General features: G+C 41.4%; 1 protein-coding gene. It reads left to right on the forward strand.

What is annotated here, in order from left to right; all coding sequences use genetic code 11:
* On the forward strand, positions 1-485 hold a 485-nt coding region (locus tag R7Z47_RS25240; protein WP_318130816.1), incomplete at its 5' end, for a carboxy terminal-processing peptidase.
* Positions 486-650 lie beyond the last annotated feature (165 nt).

The raw sequence follows: 650 nt of genomic DNA on the forward strand, positions 1-650 counted from the left end.
ACCGCATCGATGGCGGCAGTACTCAGAACCGTGGTGTAGCGCCAGACATTGCGTACCCAACACCAATTGATCCGAGTGAAACCGGTGAAAGTGTTGAAGACAATGCTCTGCCTTGGGATAGCATCGATAAGGCGACTTATCAGACATTCCCAGATAACGACAAGTTGATTGCAAACTTGACAGAACTTCACAATAAGCGAATCGCTGATGAGATGGAATTCCGTTTCATAAACGAAGACATTGAGAAGTATCGTAAAGAAAAAGACGACAACATGTTGTCTCTAAACGAGAAAGTCCGCAAAGACGAGTCAGATAAAGCAGAAGCATTACGTTTGAAACGTATTAATGAACGTCAAACGGCTTTGGGTAAGAAAACATTCAAATCTTTGGATGATGTGCCGAAAGACTACGAAGCACCTGATGTTTATTTAGATGAATCTGTTGCGATTATGGTTGATATGCTTAAAGCACCAAAACAGTCATAAGCACTGGCAATTCAGTACAAAAAGGGCGAGTCCTAAGGGTTCGCTCTTTTTTTATGCCTTTTAACCTACAAAGTTGACGGCACAAAGTCGGTTGTGCGCTTATTTTACTGCAATAATTTACGTGATATAGATCAAATATTTCGCGAAATAGAGCACCAATGCCTA

The organism is Vibrio sp. 1641 (genome assembly GCF_033339995.1).
Classification (GTDB): Bacteria; Pseudomonadota; Gammaproteobacteria; order Enterobacterales; family Vibrionaceae; genus Vibrio; species Vibrio alginolyticus.